Annotated in this window: 13 protein-coding genes; 9 read left to right on the forward strand and 4 right to left on the reverse strand. The window is 70.8% G+C overall.

Annotated elements, in window-relative coordinates:
• The first annotated feature begins 76 nt into the window (after positions 1-76).
• The 7 genes from iolC (at position 77) to GIS00_RS02020 (ending at position 7,874) form a co-directional block, all read left to right on the forward strand.
• Entirely contained in the window at positions 77-1,042 is a 966-nt protein-coding gene (iolC, locus tag GIS00_RS01990; RefSeq protein ID WP_154766730.1) for a 5-dehydro-2-deoxygluconokinase, read from the forward strand.
• Positions 1,043-1,163: 121 nt separating this feature from the next.
• Positions 1,164-2,102, forward strand: coding sequence for a sugar phosphate isomerase/epimerase family protein (locus GIS00_RS01995; protein WP_154766731.1), 939 nt, complete (start codon positions 1,164-1,166; stop codon positions 2,100-2,102).
• Complete coding sequence (locus tag GIS00_RS02000; protein WP_407666777.1) at positions 2,102-3,103, forward strand: Gfo/Idh/MocA family protein; 1,002 nt, start codon at positions 2,102-2,104, stop codon at positions 3,101-3,103. Before GIS00_RS01995 ends, GIS00_RS02000 begins: the two co-directional genes overlap by 1 nt.
• The gene (locus GIS00_RS02005) at positions 3,100-3,984 is read left to right on the forward strand and encodes a sugar phosphate isomerase/epimerase family protein (protein ID WP_322097358.1); all 885 of its coding nucleotides are present in this window, start codon (positions 3,100-3,102) and stop codon (positions 3,982-3,984) included. The genes GIS00_RS02000 and GIS00_RS02005 overlap by 4 nt, the downstream gene beginning before the upstream one ends.
• A 925-nt stretch (positions 3,985-4,909) precedes the next feature.
• Positions 4,910-5,914 (forward strand): substrate-binding domain-containing protein, encoded by a 1,005-nt coding sequence (locus GIS00_RS02010; protein WP_154766732.1) that lies wholly within the window; start codon positions 4,910-4,912, stop codon positions 5,912-5,914.
• Positions 5,915-5,977: 63 nt separating this feature from the next.
• Complete coding sequence (locus GIS00_RS02015) at positions 5,978-7,057, forward strand: ABC transporter permease (protein WP_154766733.1); 1,080 nt, start codon at positions 5,978-5,980, stop codon at positions 7,055-7,057.
• Position 7,058: 1 nt separating this feature from the next.
• Complete coding sequence (locus tag GIS00_RS02020) at positions 7,059-7,874, forward strand: ATP-binding cassette domain-containing protein (RefSeq protein WP_154766734.1); 816 nt, start codon at positions 7,059-7,061, stop codon at positions 7,872-7,874.
• A 12-nt stretch (positions 7,875-7,886) separates the two neighbouring features.
• Here GIS00_RS02020 and GIS00_RS02025 read toward each other — a convergent pair whose 3' ends face one another.
• A complete protein-coding gene (locus GIS00_RS02025) occupies positions 7,887-8,921 on the reverse strand; it encodes a LacI family DNA-binding transcriptional regulator (RefSeq protein ID WP_322097359.1) in 1,035 nt (344 codons plus the stop codon).
• 158 nt (positions 8,922-9,079) lie between these two features.
• Between GIS00_RS02025 and GIS00_RS02030 the strand changes: the two genes are divergently transcribed.
• Both GIS00_RS02030 and GIS00_RS02035 read left to right on the forward strand, forming a co-directional pair.
• Positions 9,080-10,261, forward strand: a complete 1,182-nt coding sequence (locus GIS00_RS02030; RefSeq protein ID WP_154766736.1) for a Gfo/Idh/MocA family protein — start codon at positions 9,080-9,082, stop codon at positions 10,259-10,261.
• Between the two features lie 184 nt (positions 10,262-10,445).
• Positions 10,446-11,486: a Gfo/Idh/MocA family protein gene (locus GIS00_RS02035; RefSeq protein ID WP_154766737.1), complete on the forward strand. Its 1,041-nt coding sequence runs from the start codon at positions 10,446-10,448 to the stop codon at positions 11,484-11,486.
• A gap of 136 nt (positions 11,487-11,622) precedes the next feature.
• On the opposite strand, the gene GIS00_RS02040 is transcribed toward GIS00_RS02035, so the two are convergent.
• The 3 genes from GIS00_RS02040 to GIS00_RS02050 form a co-directional block, all read right to left on the reverse strand.
• Complete coding sequence (locus tag GIS00_RS02040) at positions 11,623-13,083, reverse strand: LLM class flavin-dependent oxidoreductase (RefSeq protein ID WP_154766738.1); 1,461 nt, start codon at positions 13,081-13,083, stop codon at positions 11,623-11,625.
• 4 nt (positions 13,084-13,087) lie between these two features.
• Positions 13,088-14,170, reverse strand: coding sequence for a threonine aldolase family protein (locus GIS00_RS02045; protein WP_407666778.1), 1,083 nt, complete (start codon positions 14,168-14,170; stop codon positions 13,088-13,090).
• 192 nt (positions 14,171-14,362) lie between these two features.
• Positions 14,363-15,685 (reverse strand): DUF6421 family protein, encoded by a 1,323-nt coding sequence (locus GIS00_RS02050; protein ID WP_407666779.1) that lies wholly within the window; start codon positions 15,683-15,685, stop codon positions 14,363-14,365.
• Between the last annotated feature and the right edge of the window lie 910 nt (positions 15,686-16,595).

Raw genomic sequence — 16,595 nt, forward strand, 5'->3', positions numbered from 1 at the left:
TCCCGTCCGGGCTGCCGCCGCGGGGTCGGCAGCCATCCGATCCTCCCGACCAGCACTCCTTGAAGAGGTACTGACGATGACGAACACCGGCACCCCCGAGGTGCTGACCTTCGGCCGTGCCGGGGTCGACATCTACCCGCTGCAGATCGGTGTCGGTCTGGAGGACGTGGAGACCTTCGGCAAGTTCCTCGGCGGCACCACCGCCAACGTCGCGGTGGCGGCGGCCCGGCTGGGCCGCCGTACCTCGATCATCACCGGAGTCGGCGACGACCCGTTCGGCCGGTTCGTCCGGCGGGCGCTGCTGGAGCTCGGGGTCGACGACGGCCAGGTGGTCACGAACACCGAGTACCCGACGCCGGTGACCTTCTGCGAGATCTTCCCGCCGGACGACTTCCCGCTGTGGTTCTACCGCAAGCCGACCGCCCCGGACCTGCAGATCCGGCCGCAGGACGTCGATCTGGACCTGGTCCGGGCGGTCGACCTGCTGTGGGTGTCCACCACCGGCCTGTCCGAGGAGCCCAGCCGGGAGACGCATCTGGAGGTGCTGACCGCCCGGGCGAAGAAGCAGTTCACCGTGCTCGACCTGGACTACCGGCCGATGTTCTGGGAGACCCCGGCGCACGCCACCGAGCAGGTGCAGAAGATCCTGTCCCAGGTCACGGTGGCCGTCGGCAACCGCGAGGAGTGCGAGGTCGCGGTCGGCGAGACCGACCCGGAGAAGGCGGCCGACGCGCTGCTGGACGCCGGCGTCGAGCTGGCCATCGTGAAGCAGGGCCCGAAGGGTGTGCTGGCGAAGACCCGGACCGAGCGGGTGGTCTCGCCGCCGATCCTGATCCAGCCGGTCAACGGGCTCGGCGCCGGTGACAGCTTCGGCGGCTCACTGGCGCACGGGCTGCTGGCCGGCTGGCCGCTGGAGAAGGTGCTGGCGCGGGCGAACGCCGCCGGCGCGATCGTCGCCTCCCGGCTCGAGTGCTCGACCGCCATGCCGACCTCGGCCGAGATCGACATCCTGCTCGACGGCGGGGATCCCAACGCCGACTGAGCTCGTCCGCGGCACCAGCTCACGCACGACCACACCGGCACCAGCATCACCCGTTTGACCTTCGTTCCACCCAGATCCCGGCCCGGAGATTCCCGGACGACGACGTGCAGGAGGTTCTTCCATGGCAGGCAAGATCCGGATCGGATCCGCCCCCGATTCCTGGGGGGTGTGGTTCGCCGACGACCCGCTGCAGACCCCGGCGGAGCGGTTCCTCGACGAGGTCGCGGCCTCGGGCTACGAGTGGATCGAGCTCGGTCCCTACGGTTACCTGCCGAAGGACCCGGCGCAGCTGCAGGACGCGCTGGACGCCCACGGGCTCCGGGTGTCCGCCGGCACCGTGTTCTCCCGGCTGCAGCACGAGGGCACCTGGGACGAGGTGTGGCGCCAGGTCACCGATGTCGCCGCCCTGACCAAGGCCGTCGGCGGCGAGCACATCGTGGTGATTCCGGACCTGTGGCGGGACGACAAGACCGGCAAGGAGAAGGAGTCCCGCGACCTCACGGCCGAGCAGTGGGGCCTGATCACCTCCGGCCACGACGAACTGGGTCGCCGCATCCTCGACGAGTACGGCCTGAAGGTGCAGTTCCACTCGCACGCCGACTCGCACGTCGGCTACCAGGTCGACATCGAGAAGTTCGTGGAGTCCACGAATCCCGAGTACGTGAACCTGTGTCTGGACACCGGGCACGTCTCCTACTACGGCGGCGACAACCTCGAGTTGATCCGCAAGTACCCGGACCGCATCGGCTACCTGCACCTCAAGCAGGTCGACCCGGAACTGGTGGCCAAGGTGCTGGCCGAGGACCTGCCGTTCAGCGAGGCGGTCAAGATGGGCGTCATGACCGAGCCGCCCCGCGGCGAACCGGATCTCGGGGCCGTACTCGCCGCGGTGCACGAACTCGACCGCGACCTGTACGGGATCGTCGAGCAGGACATGTACCCGTGCCCGCCGGACCAGCCGTTCCCGATCGCCCGGCGCACCCACACCTACCTGGCCTCGTGCGGCGGTCCCTGGATGGAGATCGGCACCCAGCACGAGCTCACCCCGAAGGAGCACTGATCGTGTCCGATCTGAAGGTGGCCGTGCTCGGCGTCGGGATGATGGGGTCCTACCACGCCACCACGCTCTCGTCGCTCGTCCGCGGCGCGACTGTCACCGTGGTGAACGACTTCTCGGCGGAGCGGGCCGCCGAGGTCGCGGCCGCCACCGGGGCCCGGGTGGTCGACGACCCGTTCGCGGCGATCGCCGACCCGGACGTGGACGCCGTGGTCATCGCGACCCCGGGCGCGGCCCACGAGGCGCAGGTGCTGGCCTGCCTGGACCGCGGCATCCCGGTGCTCTGCGAGAAGCCGCTGACCACGTCGATCGACACCGCCTATGCGGTGGTCAAGGCCGAGGCGGCGCTGGGCCGCAGTCTGATCCAGGTCGGGTTCATGCGCCGGTTCGACGCCGAGTACGCCGCCCTGCGCGAGCTGATCGCGAAGGGTGGTCTGGGTGACCCCCTGCTGGTGCACTGCACCCATCGCAACCCGGACGTGCCGCCGCACTTCAACTCCGAGATGATGATCCGCGACTCGGTGGTGCACGAGGTGGATGTCATCCGGTTCCTGCTCGACGAGGAGATCACCTCCGTCCAGGTAACCCGCGGCCGGCCGACACCCTCGGCGCCGGAGGGTGTCTCGGATCCGATGATGGTCACCTTCACCACCGAGGGCGGCCGGATCGCCACCGACGAGATCTTCGTCCGCACCGGCGTGGCCTACGAGGTGCGCACCGAGGTCGTCGGCTCGCAGGGGTCCGCCTTCATCGGGCTGGACCAGAACATGCTGGTCAAGTCGACCGACGGGCGCTGGGGCGGGTCCATCACCCCCGGTTTCGTCGAGCGCTTCGGCCAGGCCTACGTCACCGAGCTGCAGCGCTGGGTCGCGGCGGCGACGGAGGGCACCATCGACGGCCCCGGCGCCTGGGACGGCTATGCGGCCGTCGCGGTGTGCGAGGCCGGCGTCGAGGCCGTGCTGACCGGGGAGACGGTCGCCGTGCAGATGGGACCGCGGCCGTGAAGCTGGCCCTCGACCCGCAGATGTTCTACGCCACCCACTCGGTGCTGGAGCTGCCGGACGTGGTGGCGCGGATGGGCTACTCCTGGATGGAGCTCTCGCCGAAGGAGGACTTCGTCCCGTTCTTCAAGCACCCGCGGGCCGACGACGCCACGGTGAAGGCGCTGCGCAAGCGGGCCGCCGACGCAGGAGTGGGCATCGCCTCGGTGCTTCCGGTGCTGCGCTGGTCCGGACCGGGCGAGGACGAGCGGCAGGCCGCCGTCCGCGCCTGGAAGCGGGCCATCCGGATGACGGTGGACCTCGGGGTGGACGTGATGAACTCCGAGTTCAACGGTCGGCCGGAGGGCGCCGAGCACGCCGAGAGCCAGTTCCTGCGGTCGATGGACGAGCTGATCCCGGTGTTCGAGTCCGAAGGGGTGAAGCTCGTCCTGGAGCCGCACCCGGACGACTTCATCGAGGATGGCCGCGCCGCGGTGAACATGGTGAAAGGTCTGAACAAGGACTGGATCTCGTTCCTCTACTGCACCCCGCACACCTTCCACCAGGGCAACGACCCGGCCGGCATCCTGGCCGCCGCCGGACCGCTGACCAGCTACGTGCACCTGGCCGACACCCTGGACCACACGGCCTCGAACGGCCTGCGGTACATCGTGAATCCGCCGGGCTCCACCGTGCGGGTGCACCAGCACGCCGAGATCGGGCGTGGTGAGGTCGATTTCGACGCCGCCTTCGCCGGCCTGGCCGCAGCCGGGTTCGACGGGGTGCTCAGCAGCTGCGTGTTCGGCTGGGAGGAGATCGCCGAGCAGGTGAGCACCCGGCAGCGGGAGAAGGTCCTCGCGCTGGTGGCGAAGCACTTCGGCGCCGAGGTGGCCGCCGGTCTCTGACCGGCCCCTGGACCGCCGCCGGCCGGCCTCTGAACCGCCGCCGGCCGGCCTTTGAACCTCCGCCGGCCGGCCGCTGGACCGGGACCGGCACTGTCGCGGTCCGGTCTCGATCGGGCCGCATCCCGATGACGGTGCCGCCGCACTGTCCCGCAGGACATGACGCCCGCGCCGGGGAGTGACAGGATCCCCCGGTGATCGCGTCATCGCACCGACCCGCGCCTTCCGGCGCGGGTCGGTGGCATGCCGTGAAGTTGTTCGCCGATCACGGTTCTCGCGTTCCCGGCGGTGTGCCGCGGTGACCCGGCGCCGGTGCGGGTCGTGGGCGGACGTGTCACGTGATGATCCGAGTGCCGCCACACGGGTGGACCTTGCATGAGGACATCAACATGTCAGAACAAAGTATTGACACTGATTGCGGTCTACGTCACTCTTGACCGGTCCGGCGCCGGAGCCGGTCGACGATCGGAGGCTTGATGGTGATCACCACCAGGGCGACGGTGCAGTGGGCAGTTCCCGCCGGTTCCATCCGGGCCGGCGGAGACGGTGGCGCGGACGTGATCCGTCCGGTCGCCGCAGGTGCCCCGCACTCCGGAAGGTTCTCCCTCGCCGCCCGCCCGGTGATCCGCCCGGCCGGCCGTTCACACCCCGGCCCGCCGGTCCGCCGTTCGGATGTCCGTCCTTCCCTCCGGAGCAGATCCACCGGGCCGGCCGCACCGGTCCACCGGCCGGACACCCCGGTCCGGCACCGGACCACCTGATCGATCGGTCCGGAGAGCAACCCGGTCCGTCGCACCGGATCTCCGACCCTCACCACAGACCCGCGTCCCGTTCCTCCGGGTACGCATCCCGCTCCGCCCGCCCGTCCGGGCGTCCGGAGCCCCGGCGAGTCGCCGGATCCCACCACCGATGAAAGGATCTCCCGATGATGTCGAGTCGTGCACGCAGGGGTGTGCGGATCGCCGGAGTGCTGGTCACGGCACTCGCGCTGGCCGCGTGCAGCAGTACCGGTGGCGCGCAGACCCAGACCACGGCGGCCTCCCAGCCGGCCGGTGGGGGTGGCACCTCCGGAACGCCCGAGTTCACCATCGCCATGGTCACCCACGAGACCCCGGGTGACACCTTCTGGGACAAGATCAAGTCCGGGGCCAATGCCGCGGCCGCCCGGTACAACATCGAGCTGAAGTACTCGAACGACCCGCAGGCCGCCGCGCAGGCGCAGCTGATCCAGACCGCCGTCGACTCCAAGGTGGACGGCATCGCCACCACCCTGGTGACCCCGGACGCGCTTTCCGGCGCGGTGAAGGCGGCCACCGACGCCGGGATCCCGCTGGTCGGGTTCAACTCCGGCATCAGCGAGTACAAGGAACTCGGCGCGCTGATGTACTTCGGCTCGGACGAGACCATCGCCGGCAACACCGTCGGCGAGAAGATCACCGAGGCCGGTGCCAAGCACCCGCTCTGCGTGATCCAGGCCGAGGGCTCGGTTGCGCTGGAGGCGCGCTGCGCCGGTGTGAAGGACAAGGCCCCGAACACCGAGAACCTCCAGGTCAACGGCGCCGACATCGCGTCGGTCACCTCGACCATCCAGGCCAAGCTGGCCCAGGACCCGACCATCGACTACGTGGTCACCCTGGGTGCCCCGATCGCCGTGGCCGCGCTGCAGTCCAAGCAGCAGGCCAACTCCAGCGCCAAGGTCGTCACCTTCGACCTCAACACCGAGGCCATCAAGGCGATCCAGGACGGCGGCATCGAGTTCGCCGTCGACCAGCAGCCCTACCTGCAGGGCTACCTGTCGGTGGAGTCGCTGTACCTGTACCTGACCAACGGGAACGACATCGGTGGCGGCCAGGCCGTTCTCACCGGTCCGTCCATCGTCGACAAGAGCAACATCGACGCGATCGCCAAGTACGCGGCGAACAACACCCGATGAGATCCGGCCCGGGTGGGCAGGGAACACCTGCCCACCCGGGCCTTTCACGATGGGAACCCCAGCATGAGTACGACCACTCCGAACCGCCCGCCGGCCACCGGCGGTGCCCCCGCGGGCGGCGTCCCCACCCGCGTCGACCGGCCGATCGGCCAGCGACTGCTCGCCCGGCCGGAGCTCGGCGCGCTGATCGCAGCGGTCGTCATCTTCGGCTTCTTCTTCGCCATCGCGCCGTCGCTGCGCTCGATGGCCTCCATCTCCACGGTGCTCTACGAGGCCTCCGTGGTGGGCATCCCGGCGGTCGCCGTCGGTCTGCTGATGATCGGTGGCGAGTTCGACCTCTCCGCCGGCGTCGCGACGATCAGCACCGGCCTGTTCACCTCGATGATCTGCTACCAGCTCAGCCTGAACATGTGGGTGGGCACGTTCCTGTCCCTGCTGCTGGCGCTGGTGATCGGCTTCGTCAACGGGTACCTGGTGGTCAAGACGCAGATCCCGAGCTTCCTGATCACGCTCGGCACGTACTTCATCCTGTGGGGTGTGAACCTCGGTGTCACCAAGCTGGTCACCGGCTCGGTGGCCACGGTGAACACCTCCGACATCGAGGGCTTCTCCTCGCTGAACACCATCTTCGCCGCCGAGATCCCGTTCTTCGGCACCACTCTGAAGATCACCGTGCTGTGGTGGATCCTGTTCGTGCTGATCGCGGCGTGGACGTTGCAGCGCACCCGGATCGGCAACTGGATCTTCGCGGTCGGCGGCAACCCGGCCAGCGCCCGCGCCGTCGGCGTGCCGGTGGACAAGGTCAAGATCGGCCTGTTCATGGGCGTCACCGTGCTCTGCTGGTTCTACGGCATGCACCGGGTGTACGGCTTCAACGGCGTCATCCAGGCCGGCGAGGGCGTCGGCCAGGAGTTCTTCTACATCATCGCCGTGGTGGTCGGCGGCACGCTGCTGACCGGTGGCTTCGGCTCCGCGTTCGGCATCGCCATCGGCTGCCTGATCCTGGCCATGGCCCGGCTCGGGATCGTCTACGCCGGTTGGGATCCCAACTGGTTCCGGGCCTTCCTCGGGGTCATGCTGCTGCTCGCGGTCATGGTGAACCTGTACGTCAAGAAGGTCACGTCCAGCAGAAGGTTGAGTTGAGATGACCGACACCATCGCAGAACACGCCGATGTGGCCCTCACCAAGGGCGAGTCGCTGATCCAGATGTCGGACATCGGCAAGTCCTACGGGGCCATCCGGGCGCTGTCCGGGATCAACCTCCGGGTCAACGCCGGTGAGGTCACCTGCGTGCTGGGCGACAACGGCGCCGGCAAGTCCACCTTGATCAAGATCATGTCCGGGCTGCACCCGCACTCCGAGGGCACGCTCAAGGTGGACGGCGCGGAGGTCACCTTCGGCTCGCCGCGGCAGGCGCTGGACCACGGGATCGCCACCGTGTACCAGGATCTCGCCGTGGTCGGCCTGATGGAGGTGTGGCGGAACTTCTTCCTCGGCTCCGAGATGCGCAGTTCGCGGCTGCCGCTGGCGCCGCTGAAGATCAGTGAGATGAAGGAGATCGCCGACGCCGAACTGCGCAAGATGGGCGTGGTGGTCAAGGACATCAACCAGCCGATCGGGACGCTGTCCGGCGGTCAGCGGCAGTGTGTCGCCATCGCCCGTGCCGTCTACTTCGGTGCCCGGGTGCTGATCCTCGACGAGCCCACCGCCGCACTGGGTGTCAAGCAGTCAGGGGTGGTGCTGAAGTACACCGCCGCCGCCCGGGACGCGGGGCTCGGGGTCGTCTTCATCACCCACAACCCGCACCACGCCTACCTCGTCGGTGATCACTTCATCATCCTGAAGCTGGGCGCCTGCGTGCTGGACCGCAAGCGGTCGGAGGTCTCGCTGGAGGAGCTGACCGCCGAGATGGCCGGCGGGCAGGAGCTGGCCGAGCTGTCGCACGAGCTGGGGCGCTGAGCCCGCGCAGTTTCAGGCAGGCACCGGGGCGGTGCTGGACCGGACCACGAGTCGCGGTTCCAGCACCGCCTCGCGGCGTTCCGTGCGCCCGTCGTCGAGCCGTTCGACCGCGGCCCGTACGGCCCAGGACGCCTGCTCGGCGGGGGACTGACCGACGCTGGTGAGCCGGATCCCGGACAGGGCCGCCAGCGGGGCGTCGTCCACCCCGACCACCGAGATGTCCTGCGGCACAGCAAGTCCTGCGGCCCGCAGACTGTCCATCACGCCGATCGCCGAGGCGTCGTTGAACGCGGCGACCGCGGTCGGCGCCTGTGCTCGGCCGTGGTGTCGGGCGATGAGTTCACCGGCGGCGGCGCCGTCGATCTCGGTGTGGCCACCCTCGACCAGCCGTATCTCGCCGGCCAGCCCGTGCCAGGTCATGGCCGTCTCGTAGCCCCGGCGCCGGTCCGCGGCGACCGCGCCGGTTCCGCCGGTGACGTGCAGGATCCGCCGGTGCCCGAGGCCGACCAGGTGGTCGACCGCCAGGCCCATCGCGGTGTCCTCCGCGGCGCGCACCACGTCGAGCCCGGTCAGATCGGTCCGCCGGCCGATCACGACCACCGGTGCCTGGGCGGAGATGAGGGCCAGATCAGGTTCCGCCAGCTCGGCACCGATCAGCAGCAGCGCCTCGCAGCGGAACTCCAGCAGGGTGTCCAGGGCGCGCTGCTCGTCGTGGGTGCGGGAGACGGCGGACAGCACGATCTGGTAGCCGGCCGCGTCCGCCGCGGCCTGGATCTCCTCGACGAGCTGGGCGTGGAAGGCGTTGCGCACCTGCATGGTGACGCCGAGCAGGTTGGTCCGGCGGCGGGCCAGCAGGCTCGCGGTGCGGTTGGCCCGGTAGCCGATGCCCTCCGCGGCGGCCAGTACCCGGCGCCGGGAGTCCTCGCTGACCCCGGCCGCGCCGCGGATCACCATGGACACCAGGGCTTTCGACACACCGGCCGCCTCGGCGACGTCCCGCATGGTCGGTGCCTTCGGCGGTCCGCCGCGGTCCCGGGGACCGGTCACGACGTCCTCCGATCCTCCGGCAGCTGGGCCTTGACAGCGTAACCCGCCCGATCCCATGATGGACCTGCGAGATTTAGACCGGTCTAGAAATGCAATGGCAATGATCGTGACGGTCCCGCCCCAGCACTCCAGGAACTTCCGACCCACAGGAGACGACGATGTCCGATTCCCTCGGTGTGGCCGTGATCGGCGCCGGCATGGCCGGCCGCGCGCACGCCGCCGGATACCGGTCCGCACCCACCCTCTACGACCAGGTGCTGCCGGACATCCGGTTGGTCGCGATCGCCGACGTCAACGAAGGTTTCGCCACCGACGCGGCCCGCCGCTTCGGTTACCAGCGGGCCGAGACCAGCTGGCAGGCAGTGGCCGAGGCCGACGACATCGACGTCGTGAGCGTCGTTGTCGCCAACCACTTGCACCGCGAGGTGGTGGAGGGTCTGCTCGCCGCCGGCAAGCACGTGCTGTGCGAGAAGCCGTTCGCGCCGACGATCGCCGAGGCGCAGTCCATGGTCGACGCGGCGGCCGCGGCGCCGAACCAGGCGACCGGCGTCGGGTTCGTCTACCGCCGTTCGCCGGCGATCAGCGCGGTCCGTGAGCTGGTCACCGACGGCGCGATCGGCGCGCCGGTGCACTTCAACGGGCGCTACTGGTGCGACTACGCCGCCGACCCGCTGGCCCCGATGAGCTGGCGGTACAAGGGTGGTCCCGGGTCCGGTGCGCTCGCCGACATCGGCAGCCACATGATCGACTCCGCCGAGTACCTGTGCGGCCCGATCGTCGCCGTGTCCGGCGCCCGGCTGCACACGCACGTCACCGAGCGGGCGTTGCCGCTGGGTCAGGCGGTGGGCCACTCCGGTGCCGCGCTGTCGGACGTGGTGGAGCCGGTGGAGAACGAGGACGTCGTCACCTTCACCCTGCGGTTCGCCTCCGGCGCGCTGGGCACACTGTCCGCGTCCCGGGTGGCGGTGGGGCACCCGAATTCCTACGGCTTCGACCTCTACGGCGACGGTGGCACGGCCGGTTTCGACATGGACCGGCCGAGCGAGATCTCCTTCGTCGACTCCTCGACGGTCGGCCGCACGCACGGCCGCCGGCAGGTGCTGATCGGGCCGGACCACCCGTTCATCAGCCGCGGCATGGCGATGGACTTCCCGGGGGTCGGCTACGGCCAGAACGATCTGTTCGTCTTCCAGTCCCGGGCCTTCCTGGACCAGGCCGCCGGCGTGCCGTCCGCGCTGCCCCCGGTGCCTTCCTTCGAGCACGGGCTGCGCAACATGAAGGTGATGGCCGCGGTCGTGGCCTCGGCGGCCGAGGGTGGTCGGGAGATCACCATCGACTGATCGGTCCGTGCGGGCCGTTGCTTCCCGACCGGCGCCCGGCGGGCAGGGCGGGCGGTAGCGGTACGAGAGGTGGTCAGTCGCTCGGCCGCTCCCGGCCGCCGGCGTGCCTCCCGCGGCGCCGTCGACCGTGGGCCGGCCCTCGGCCGACCGGCGCCCGGGCCGGATGAGAGGCAGGATGGCGGATATGCGGACTCCACTGCGCTGGGGCATTCTCGGCACCGGCGGCATCGGCCGGGTCGTCGTCCCGGCGGTGCGGAACGACCCGGTCACCGAGATCGTCGCGGTGGCCGGGCGTTCCGCGCAGAAGGCCGCGGCGTACTCGCTCCAGTTGGGGATCCCGGTGCACGCCGCCGACTTTCGGCAGCTGCTGGCCCGCGACGACATCGACGCGGTGTACGTCGCGCTGCCGCCCTCGCTGCACGCGGAGTGGACGATCGAGGCGCTGCGGGCCGGCAAGCACGTGGTGTGCGAGAAGCCGTTCTCGCTGGATCCGGACGCGGTGGCGGAGTGCCACCGGGAGGCGGACCGCGCCGGGCGGCTGCTCTTCGAGGCGTTCATGTGGCGCTACCACCCGCAGACCGTGCTGGCCCGCCGGATCATCGGCTCCGGTGCGATCGGCGAGGTGGCGACCGTCCGGGCCGCGCTGACCATCACCACGCCGCCCGACGACATCCGCCGTGACCCGGCGCTGGACGGCGGCGCCGTCGGCGATGTCGGGGCGTATTGCATCAGTGCGGTCCGGCTGTTCGGCGGACCGGTGTCCTCGATCTCCGCGGTGGCGGTGGGGGAGAGCCGGGCCGACGGCTCCGCCGGGGTGGACGACCTCCGGGTCGCCGCCGCCGCCCGCTGCGCCTCCGGTGTGCTCGGGGTGCTGGACATCGGGCTGGACCTGATCCGCCGGGACGAGCTCGAGATCATCGGTACCGCTGGCAAGGTCGTCATCCCGGACCCGTGGCTGGGCTCGACCGGGGTGGTCGAGGTGCACCGCTGGAACGGTGCGGTGGCCGAGGTCGAGCGCGTGCCGGTCGACCCGCACGGCGTCCACGGACTGACCGGGTCACTGTTCGACGGCTACCGCATCGAGTTCGCCACGATCGCCGACATCATCGCCGGCGACCATCCCCAGGAGTTCGGCGCCGACGACGCCGTCGACCAGGCCCGCACCCTCGCCGCCCTGCTCACCGCCGTCCGCACCGGCACCCCCACTCCGATCCACCACCCCTGACCCGCTGCACCCCTGAGCCCCGTCGCGCGAGGATCAACATCGCAGGCGCGTGGGAAATCGCCGTTATTGGGACTGGTGGTGCAGGTGTCGCCATCTTCGTGCGCGCCTGCGAAGTTGATCCTCGCGCGAGGTGGGGTCAGCGGAGGGCGGCGACCAGCGGGGCGAGGCGGTGGACGTCGTCCGGGCCGTACAGGTCGGGCAGTGCGAGGAACACCGTCGAGACGCCCTGCTCGGCGAGATCCCGGTATCGGGCGGCATGCTCGGCGGCGGTGCCGGCCGGGTGCCGGCGGACGTACTGCGCCGCAGGGGTACGGCCGCGCACCTTCTCCACCCGCCGGGCCACGTCCTCCCGGTCCTCACCGAGCACCGGTAGGTCGAGCACGGTGATCGACACGTCCGCCGGCGCCCGGCCGGCCCCGGCGGCGGCATCCCGGACGGCGGCGATCCGGGCGGGCAGCTGGTCGTCCGCGGGCACGTTGCAGCCGTCCGCCAGCGCCCCGGCGATCCGCAGGGTGCGGCGTCCGGTCCCGCCGACGATGATCGGCGGCGATCCGAGAGGCCTTGGATAGCACGTGGTCTCGGGCAGTCGGACGGCCGGTGTCTCGAGCGCCTTGGTGCCGGGACCCCACCAGGCCCGTAGGCCGGTGATCGCCGCCTCCACCGCATCGAGCCGGGCACCCGGCTCCGGGAACGGCAGGCCGAAGGCGCGGTGCTCGCGATCCCACCAGCCGGCGCCGATCCCGCAGAACGCCCGACCACCGGTCAGCACGTCGAGGGTCGAGATCGCCTTGGCCAGCACACCTCCCGGCCGGATGGTCACCGGCGAGACGAGGGTGCCGAGCTTGAGTCCGCCCGGCAGTCCCGCCAGCAGCCCGAGGGTGACAAACGGATCGGGGATCGGGTCCCAGGCGCGACCGACCTGCGGGATCTGGATCAGATGGTCCATCAGGGCGATCCCGGCAAGCCCGGATTCCGTTGCGGCCGTGGCGATCCCGGCCAGCCAGCCCGCCGGGTCCGCGTCCCAGGGGAAGCGGGACAACTGGAGGATCACCTCCGGCCCATCGGCGCCCGGGCCGGCCGGGGCGGCATCAGCAGGTAGCTCGACAGCTGCCGGAGCGGCGCCGTCGTCGATCACCCGGATCACGAGATCCCAGCCCTCGTCGTCGATCCGGGCGTCGAGCTCGCGGACGGAGTGGAGCTGGGCGGTCAACACCGGTGCCGGGACGGGGCGGTCCCGCGATCGGTTGCGCGAGCGGCACAACGCCGCCGGGGTGTCGAGCAGCACCAGCACTGCGGGCAGGCCCGCACCGGCCGCCAGCTCCCGCCAGCGGATCCGGCGGCCGGCATCGAAGCCCAGGGTGTCGACGACGGTGGTCAGGCCGCGGCCGATCCGGGCTGTGACGATGCGCTCCAGGACGTCGAAGGCGGCGGTGCTCGCGTCCAGGTCAGCCGGCCCGGAGCCGACCATCGCACGCAGGGCGTCGGAGGAGACGATCTCGGTGCTGCGGTACCGGCTCGCGGCCCAGAACGACTTCCCGGCCCCCGCCGCTCCCGCCAGCACGATCAGTGCCGGGTCGGGGAGCGCCGGGGCGGTCATCGGGTCAGGCGCCGGCCCGGGCCAGCAGTTCCTTCAGCGCCGCGGCGAAGGCGTCCACGTCGGCCTCCGTGGTGTCGAACGCGCACATCCAGCGCACCTCGCCCGTGGCCTGGTTCCAGTCGTAGAACTTGAACTGGGCGCGGAGCTGGTCGGCGACGGTCCGGTCGAGGATCGCGAACACCGCGTTGGCGTAGACCTGCTGGGTGATCCGCACGCCGTCGAACCCGCCGACGGCCTCGGCCAGCCGGGCGGCCATGGTGTTCGCGTGCTGCGCGGACCGCAGCCACAGGTCGCCCTCGAGCAGGGCGATCAGCTGGGCCGAGACGAAGCGCATCTTCGACGGCAGCTGCATGGACATCTTGCGCAGGAACGGGAGTGCGGTGGCAGCCGCGTCGTGCTGGGCGGCACCCGGCAGCACCACGACAGCCTCGCCGAAGACCAGACCGTTCTTCGTCCCACCGAAGGACAGCACGTCGACGCCGGCGTCGGTGGTGAACGCCCGCAGCGGCAGGCCGAGGGCGGCAGCGGCGTTCGCGATCCGCGAGCCGTCCATGTGCAGGGCCATCCCGCGGGCGTGCGCGTGGTCGGCCAGCGCCCGGATCTCCTCGGGGCTGTACAGCGTGCCCATCTCGGTGGTCTGGGTGATGGAGACGACCAGCGGCTGGGCCCGGTGCTCGTCGCCCCAGCCGTAGGCCTGCAGATCGACCAGTTCCGGGGTCAGCTTGCCGTCCGGGGTGGCGACGGTCATCAGCTTGATGCCGGCCATCCGTTCCGGGGCGCCGTTCTCGTCGGTGTTGATGTGCGCGGTCTCGGCACAGACGACGCCGCCCCAGCGGGGGAGGAGCGACTGCAGTCCGACGACGTTCGCGCCGGTGCCGTTGAACACCGGGAAGGTCACCGTGCCCTCGCCGAAGTGCCCGGCCATCACGGTCTGCAGGTGCGCGGTGTACACGTCCGCGCCGTAGGCCTGCTGGTGCCCGCCGTTGGCCTCGGCCAGGGCGGCGAGCATCTCCGGGTGGGTGCCGGCGTAGTTGTCGGAGGCGAAGCCCCTGCGGTCGGGGTCGTGCAGAACGGTCACGGTCCTCAGTGTCCCTCACTGTCGGGGGTGGTTCGACCGGCGGTAGGTCCCCACGACCGGTCGGTGGAGTGATGTGCCGCACCGCTGCGCGCGAGGATCTTCCTCGCCCGCGCGTACGAAGTCGGCGACTCCTGCACCACCGGTCCCAACGGCGACACCTTCACACGCGCCTGCGATGAAGATCCTCGCGCCGGGTGGGGGTCAGGGGGTGGTGCCGGTGATGCCGGCGGTGGCGGCCACGGTGTCGCCGAGCTTGCGGGAGAGCGCCTCGTAGAACATCGAGAGCGGGAACTCGTCGGGCAGCACGGCGTCGGTGAGGCCCTTGGGCGGGCCGTCGAACGGCAGTGCCTCGGCGCCGCGCGCCCACACCGAGGCCGGGTGCGGGGTGACGGTGGCGGACACCAGCTGGTAGGCGGCCAGCCAGTGCGCGACCTTGGGGCGGTCGATGGAGCGCCAGTAGAGGTCCTCGATGGCGCGGCCGAGTTCGAGCACCGGCGCGGTCACCGCCGACCAGTCGACGGTCAGCCGGTTGTCGGTCCAGTGCAGGACGTGGTGCTGGTGCAGCCACGCGAAGAGCAGCTGACCGCCGAGGCCGTCGTAGTTGCGGACCCGGGTGCCGGTGATCGCGAAGCGGAAGATGCGGTCGAAGAGTATGGCGTACTGCACCAGCCGCGCCTGCGGGAGGCCCTGCTGCTCGAGCGCGACGGCCTCGCGGAAGGCCGTGAGGTCGCAGCGCAGCTCCTCCAGCGTGTACAAGAAGTACGGCATCCGCTGCTTGATCATGAACGGGTCGAACGGCAGGTCGCCGTGCATGTGGGTGCGGTCGTGGATGAGATCCCAGGTGACGAAGGTCTCCTCGGCCAGCCGCTGGTCGGCGAGCAGCCGGGCGGCGTCCGGCGGCAGCTCGAGCCGGGTGATGTCCGCGGCGGCCCGGACCACCCGGCGGAACCGGGCGGCCTCCCGATCGGCGAAGATGGCACCCCAGGTGAACTGCGGGATCTCGCGCATCGCAACGGTTTCCGGGAAGAGCACGGCGGAGTTGGTGTCGTACCCCGCGGTGAAGTCGAGGAACCGGATCGGGACGAAGAGCTTGTTCGAGTACTCGCCGGCCTCCAACTGAGCCACCGAATCCGGCCAGATCACCTGCACCAGCACGGCTTCCAGGTTCCGGTCCGGGTTCCCGTTCTGCGTGTACATGGGGAACAGCACCAGGTGCTCGAGGCCGTCGACCCGCTGCAGCTCCGGTCGGAACGTGACCAGCGAGTCCAGGAAGTCGGGGACCCCGAGGTCCTGCTCCGACCAGCGGACGAGGTCGCGCTGCAGCGCGCCCAGGTACTCGGCGTCGTGCTCGAAGCGGGGTGCGAGCTCGGCGAGGGCGTCGACGACGTCGGTGATCAGCGGGCGGGCCTCGGCGAGGCGGTCGGCCGGCACCGAGCCGTCGGCGGACTGCAGCGGCCGGAACCGGGAGACGGTGTCCCGCAGCCGGATCCAGGCGGGGAGGTCGGCGGTCCGTGCGCCCGTCACCGCAGCGGGAGCTCCGGCCTCCCGGCGGGGAGCGGCGAACTGAACGGCATTGCACAGCAGCGGCAGCAGCGCGTCACGGGCACCGTCGACGGCCAGCACCACGAGTCGGCGACAATCCTCGTCAATCACCACGGCCACAGGAACGCCGCCGACTGCCAGGACGACCCGACCGCCGGAGTGGCGCAGCCCGGCCGTGGAGTGGAGGGCACCCGGTTCGACCCGGGCCAGCAGGTCCTCCGGGGCCGGCGGCGGGGTCGCGCCGCGCGGCAGCAGCCCGGCGCCGGAGAGCTCGGTCGAGGCTGCGGACGGCGTGCGCCCGGACGCCGCGCCGCGGTCCACCGAGATGCCGTGCCCGGTGAGCAGGTCGCGCACCGACGACGACAGCTCGCCCGTACCGACGACCAGCACCAGGCCGGCATCCGCCGGCAGGTCGGTGGGCAGGTCCACGGCGGCGGACAGCACCAGGGTGTCGGCCGCGTCGGCCGGGGCAGGGTCCACGAGCCGCCCGGCCCCGAGATCGGCCGCGACCGGCCGGTTCTCGGCGAGCGACGTGCCGCGGAGGTCCATCGCGACGGACGGGTAACGGGCGAGCACGGTCGGTGACGACGGCGCGGTGGGGATCAGAGTGGGCACGGTCGCCTCCCGGACGGATCTGGGCGACGACGCCGGACTGGCGTCAGGTGGTCGTCACCGACGAAGATTATCTTGCAATCAAGTCTAACGAACGCAGGATTTCCGTTCAACTGCGACCGCGACCGCGTGTTCTCCATCCCTTGACGCTGCTCCCCGCCCGGTGCTTCCGAACCGTCGGCGGTCACCGGCCTCTGTCCGGTTCGCGGAGTTCCACGGATCCGTGGCGCAGGTCACGGCCGGTGGTGTATCAAGCGGGCAGGCTTCTCACTCGGCTGAT

The organism is Nakamurella alba (genome assembly GCF_009707545.1).
Classification (GTDB): Bacteria; Actinomycetota; Actinomycetes; order Mycobacteriales; family Nakamurellaceae; genus Nakamurella; species Nakamurella alba.

Excerpts from the sequence above, each read along its gene's own strand:
- GIS00_RS01995 (WP_154766731.1), top strand. The coding sequence starts at position 1,164 with ATGGCAGGCAAGATCCGGATCGGATCCGCCCCCGATTCCTGGGGGGTG.
- GIS00_RS02010 (WP_154766732.1), top strand. The coding sequence starts at position 4,910 with ATGTCGAGTCGTGCACGCAGGGGTGTGCGGATCGCCGGAGTGCTGGTC.
- GIS00_RS02030 (WP_154766736.1), top strand. The coding sequence starts at position 9,080 with ATGTCCGATTCCCTCGGTGTGGCCGTGATCGGCGCCGGCATGGCCGGC.
- GIS00_RS02020 (WP_154766734.1), top strand. The coding sequence starts at position 7,059 with ATGACCGACACCATCGCAGAACACGCCGATGTGGCCCTCACCAAGGGC.
- iolC (WP_154766730.1), top strand. The coding sequence starts at position 77 with ATGACGAACACCGGCACCCCCGAGGTGCTGACCTTCGGCCGTGCCGGG.
- GIS00_RS02035 (WP_154766737.1), top strand. The coding sequence starts at position 10,446 with ATGCGGACTCCACTGCGCTGGGGCATTCTCGGCACCGGCGGCATCGGC.
- GIS00_RS02040 (WP_154766738.1), bottom strand. The coding sequence starts at position 13,083 with ATGACCGCCCCGGCGCTCCCCGACCCGGCACTGATCGTGCTGGCGGGA.
- GIS00_RS02015 (WP_154766733.1), top strand. The coding sequence starts at position 5,978 with ATGAGTACGACCACTCCGAACCGCCCGCCGGCCACCGGCGGTGCCCCC.